At 60.9% G+C, this 4,394-nt stretch carries 6 protein-coding genes; 1 reads left to right on the top strand and 5 read right to left on the bottom strand.

What is annotated here, in order from left to right; all coding sequences use genetic code 11:
• On the top strand, nucleotides 1-771 hold a 771-nt coding region (locus tag AC1D1X_RS16600; RefSeq protein WP_477698683.1), incomplete at its 5' end, for a hypothetical protein.
• Between the two features lie 6 nt (nucleotides 772-777).
• Here AC1D1X_RS16600 and AC1D1X_RS16595 read toward each other — a convergent pair.
• The 5 genes from AC1D1X_RS16595 to AC1D1X_RS16575 all read right to left on the bottom strand — a co-directional run.
• The gene (locus tag AC1D1X_RS16595) at nucleotides 778-2,889 is read right to left on the bottom strand and encodes a sodium:solute symporter family protein (RefSeq protein WP_477698682.1); all 2,112 of its coding nucleotides are present in this window, start codon (nucleotides 2,887-2,889) and stop codon (nucleotides 778-780) included.
• Nucleotides 2,890-3,147, bottom strand: a complete 258-nt coding sequence (locus tag AC1D1X_RS16590; protein WP_477670995.1) for a DUF4212 domain-containing protein — start codon at nucleotides 3,145-3,147, stop codon at nucleotides 2,890-2,892.
• Nucleotides 3,134-3,739, bottom strand: coding sequence for a tetratricopeptide repeat protein (locus AC1D1X_RS16585; protein ID WP_477670996.1), 606 nt, complete (start codon nucleotides 3,737-3,739; stop codon nucleotides 3,134-3,136). The genes AC1D1X_RS16590 and AC1D1X_RS16585 overlap by 14 nt, the downstream gene beginning before the upstream one ends.
• Nucleotides 3,730-4,026, bottom strand: coding sequence for a hypothetical protein (locus tag AC1D1X_RS16580; RefSeq protein ID WP_477670997.1), 297 nt, complete (start codon nucleotides 4,024-4,026; stop codon nucleotides 3,730-3,732). Before AC1D1X_RS16580 ends, AC1D1X_RS16585 begins: the two co-directional genes overlap by 10 nt.
• Nucleotides 4,027-4,210: 184 nt before the next feature.
• Nucleotides 4,211-4,394: putative PEP-binding protein (locus AC1D1X_RS16575; RefSeq protein ID WP_477698681.1), on the bottom strand; the 184-nt coding region annotated here is incomplete at its 5' end.

Raw genomic sequence — 4,394 nt, 5'->3', positions numbered from 1 at the left:
ATTGCATTCAACTACTTTGAGCCGCACTGGAATGCCATCCTTAAAAGCATTCCCGTCATCAACTCAACCAGTACGCCACTGCGTTGGATCATTGTGTACATCCCAATGATCGCCGTCGGCACAGGCTTGCTGTTCGAGCGTTCCGGGTGGCCACACCTGAAAGTCGTCGCAGTTATCGCATGCCTCACAGGTCTAGTCATTCAGTCATCATCCGATCCGAGAAAGTTCTATTTCCAGCCGATTTACTATTCCGGCGCCATCGCCATAGCTCACCAGCAATTGAAAGAAAAGAGCTTTACGCCTGAGATCAGGGAACTGGGAACCGTCTCAAAGATACAGTCTGGACCGCGGCTGTTGAGGGCCATTATCAATAACACACTGGTTGCCGGCATGTCGCAACTGGAGTGCTACAACCCGGCGTTTGGATACCGCAGAGAGTATTTTTCAGCCGACGGATTAAGTCCCGGGCCAGTTCTTGCCGAGCACAACGGGTTCCTGAACCTGAAAAACCCGGCCTGCTACGTTTACCCAAAAGAAAACAACTGCAAACCAGGCGATCTTTTCCGTGCAGATCAACGCGAGGAAGCCCAGAAATTCGCAARCTACAAGCCATTTGCTTTCAATTTCTCGGCACGCCAGGAAATGGCCAACCGGCTGTCGTATATCGCCTGGGTCTCGTTTGGGCTGCTCATGCTGGGCTGGCTGGCTGCCACGCTTTGGCGYYGGCGCAMGGCGCCCCGACAATCCAGGCAGCCAAACCACGTGGCTTGAGCTTTTTCAGAGACGTTTCAGGTCCGGATAGCGAATGTATTCCACCAGTTCCTGGACTTTCTGGCTGGGCGGCGGGGTGAGCAGGCTCACCAGCACAATCACCGCAAAACCGACCGGAACACCGAAAAGCCCGGCCGAAATCGGGTCTATGCCCCACCACAGCTGCACCGGCGAGGTAATGCCGAAGGTGGTGCGCAGCCAGGCCTGGTTGGTGAACATGTAATACGAGGTTACGCCCAGGCCCGACACCATGCCCAGCACGGCCCCGATGCCGTTGGCGCGTTTCCAGAAGATCCCCAGGCTGAGCGCCGGGAAGAACGAGGCGGCGGCAAACGAGAACGCGGCCGACACCAGAAACAGGATGTCCGCCGGCTTTTGCGCCGCCACATAGGCCGCCAGCAAGGCCACGATCAGCAGCAATATCTTGGACACCGTCACCCGGCTCACCGTTGATGCATTGGGATCGATCATCTTGTAATAAAGGTCGTGGCCCAGCGCATTGGCAATCGTCAGCAGCAGGCCGTCGGCGGTGGAAAGCGCTGCAGCCAGCCCACCCGCCGCCACCAGGCCTGAAATCACGTAGGGCAAGCCTGCCAGCTCGGGCGTCAGCAGCACGATGATGTCRCCGCCTATGTTCATCTCATTGAGCTGCAGGATGTTGTCCTTGTTGATGTCTGTGACCGACAGCAGCGAAGGGTCCACCCGCGTCCAGGAATGCACCCAGGCGGGCAGCTGGTCAAACGGCATGCCCACCAGCACGGTGAATATCTCGTACTTCACCAGCACAGCCAGTGCCGGTGCGGTGAAATAAAGCAGGAAGATACACACCAGCGACCAGGTGACCGACTGCCGCGCTTCCCGCACACTGGGCACGGTGTAATAGCGCATGAGGATGTGCGGCAAGGCCGCGGTGCCCACCATGAGGCAAAAAACCAGCGCCAGGAAATTGCGGCGCGAAGTGTCGTAGGTCTCCTGCTCTTTCGGGGTTCCGTCCGGGTTGCCCGAGAACTGGGCCGCGTGGGCGGGCATGCCGTTAAGCGGCTGGGTTTTGACGTCCGCAGCGGCCCTGGCCGCCGTCCAGGCCTTGACGGCGGCGGCCTCGTCCCGGGGCATGGCGGCCATCGCCCTGGCGGCCGATGAAATTTCAGCCACGGATGCATTGCCGCTTTTGAGCTGCTCCATTCGTTTGGCGGCGGCCAGCTTGTCGGCGGCCAGCGACTCGGCGGGGTGCTCCAGCCTGCCCGACAGCGCTGCCGAGCGCTGCTTGAACAGCTCACGCACCTGCAGCTCTTTGGGGTCGGCCGTCAGCTCTTTCTCCTTGGCCGTGACCTTTTCAAGTTGAAAGCCATAAACCAGCTGCGGTACCGGAATCCCCGTCTGCTTGACCGACAGCCAGACCACCGGAATGAGGTAGGCCACCACCAGGATGATGTACTGGGCCACCTGCGTCCAGGTCACCGCGCGCATGCCACCCAGGAAAGAACATACCAGGATGCCACCCAGCCCCAGGAAGATACCCAGCTCGAACGCGATGCCGGTGAGGTAGGAGGTGATCAGGCCGACGCCGTAAATCTGCGCAACCAGATAGGTGAAGGAGCACAAAATGGCCGCCGCCACGCCGATGAGCCGCGGCAGTCGCCCACCGTAGCGCTCTCCCAGAAAATCCGGAATGGTGAACTGGCCGAACTTGCGCAGGTAAGGCGCCAGCACCAGCGCCACCAGGCAGTAGCCGCCTGTCCAGCCCATGATGAAAGCCAGCCCGCTGTAGCCCGTGAGGTAAAGCGTTCCCGCCAGGCCAATGAAGGAGGCGGCCGACATCCAGTCGGCGCCGGTGGCCATGCCGTTGTAGACCGCCGGCACGCGCCTGCCTGCCACATAGTATTCGGAGGCGTCGGTGGTGCGGCTCATGACGCCTATGCCCGCATAGAGGCCGATGGTGGCCAGCAAAAAGGCCGTACCTATCCAGAGGCGCGGCAGGCCCGCACGTTCCAGAAGCGCCAGGACGACCACAAACACCACCAGGCCCAGCGTGTACCAGCGGTAGACGCGGTCCAGCTGCTTTTTGAACTGCTGGCTCGAGAGCRTGACGCCGTCGCGCGAACCAAAAAAGCCGCCCATTCAGTCCTCGTCCGCCACGTCATGCTCGATGTCGAGCCGGTTCATGTACCAGGCATAAAAGCCGACGATGAGGCAATACACCACCAGGGCGCCCTGCGCACCCATCCAGAAGCTGAAAGGCCAGCCAAAAAAAGTGAAGCTCAGCGCGCGCGCAAAGTAACTCACGCCGAACGTAACGCTGAACCAGATCATGAGGAGCACCGCCGTTACGGCGAGGTTCTTGCGCCAGTAACGACGGTGGCTGTCAGTGGGCTGCATGGGCTGCCTGGCCGGTGGCCGCAAAAAGGGCCTCGTTTTCGCGCTCGAACTGGGCCGCCACACGCGGCTCAAAGCGACTCAAGTGCGCAATCACCTTGCGCGCCTTGGCGGGCTGGCCCAGCGCCAGCCACACCTGCGCGAGCCGGTACCAGCCGTAAGGGCTCAAGGGCTGCAGGACTGTGTTCTTTTGCAGGGCCTCGGCGGCTTCCTCAAACCGGTGCGCCTGAATGTGCACCAGCGCCAGGCCATACCAGGCCTGGTCCAGGCGCGCGTCCAGTGCCACCGCGCGCTCAAAGGCCGGCCCGGCCTCATCATGGCGTCCCGCCTGCTGCAACACATAACCCAGGTTGAACCAGCCCGCGGCATGGCCGGGCCTGACGGCGGTCAATTGCTGCAGGCTGGCAACGGACTCTTGTGTGAGCTGGAGCTGCGCCGCCACATGGCCGCGGCTGGCTAGCGCATAAGGGTCTGCCGGGCGCAGTTGCAGCATCTGGTCAAAGACGGCCAGCGCGGCAGGCCGTTTGGCGCAGGCGAGCAAAAGCAGTGCGCGTATTTTCAGAAAACCGTATTGAAGGGCAGCGTCTATTTGCACAGTGCCACCCCGATCTCCAGGCAGATGCGGATTTTGGCGATGGCCGCAATGGCCCACACCAGCAGCAGCACCAAAAAGGCCACCAGCGGCAAGTGACGGTCCATCACGACCTGCGGAGATATCCAGCGTGCTGCCTTGACCCAAGGCAAGCCCACCAGCTGAAGCACGCGATAAAACGGATTGCTGTCCTTCGCCGCGCCTGCCAGCAGGCCTACTGCCCATTGCCCGGCCAACGCAAGCAGAGCAATTTCAGTGAGCAGTTTGATGGTAGTGGTGACGGCAAGCATGGCTCACGACAAACAGATGAAGGGATGAAGGCAACGATTCCGATTGTCATCGGAGGTATTGCCAATTGTTTACCGGGAAACCTCCTGCCATCGCGGGTTTTCCCTCGGTCGCGCGGTTCCGACGCAAAAAAAATGCGCTGCGAATCTCTCCGCAGCGCACCGTTTCAATTCATGTCAACCGTCTTCAGTTGGCCAGTTGCTTCCAGGTGGCGATCACCGTGTCGGGATTCAGCGAGATGGAGCCGATGCCTTCGTCCTTCAGCCACTGCGCAAAGTCCGGGTGGTCGCTGGGGCCCTGGCCGCAGATGCCGACGTATTTCCCCGCGCGCCGGCAGGCCTGGATAGCCCGGCTCAGCATGGCCTTGACG

It is taken from the genome of Polaromonas sp. P1_G4, from assembly GCF_056405475.1.
Note: the sequence above shows the minus strand (reverse complement) of the source record. Positions and strands in the feature narration are given on the sequence as shown.